The following is a 318-nucleotide window of genomic DNA, read 5'->3' on the forward strand; positions in this document are numbered from 1 at the left end:
CACCTCCACCCGACCCAACGCCACCCCATCACCCAACGCCTCCAACAACGGAACATCCACAAACGGCTCCAACGCCGCCGCACACTCCCCCAACCGCTCAGCAAACACCGGCACATCACCCAACAACCCCAACGCCATACCCACCCACTGCGACCCCTGACCCGGAAACACGAACACCGCCCGCGCAGCATCCGCCCCCACCCCCACCACACCCGAACCACCCTCACCCCGGGCCAACGCCCGCACCCCACCCAACAACTCCTCCCGCGACGCACCCGCCACCACCGCACGATGCCCACGCACCGCACGACCCGCAGC

General features: G+C 68.9%; 1 protein-coding gene. It reads right to left on the minus strand.

Going from position 1 to position 318, the window contains the following annotated elements:
* A partial coding sequence (locus tag IG94_RS39520; RefSeq protein WP_282916630.1) for an acyltransferase domain-containing protein occupies positions 1 to 282 on the minus strand: 282 nt, incomplete at its 3' end.
* Positions 283 to 318 lie beyond the last annotated feature (36 nt).

Origin of the sequence: Streptomyces olivaceus, assembly GCF_000721235.1 — a bacterium.
GTDB classification, from domain to species: Bacteria; Actinomycetota; Actinomycetes; order Streptomycetales; family Streptomycetaceae; genus Streptomyces; species Streptomyces olivaceus.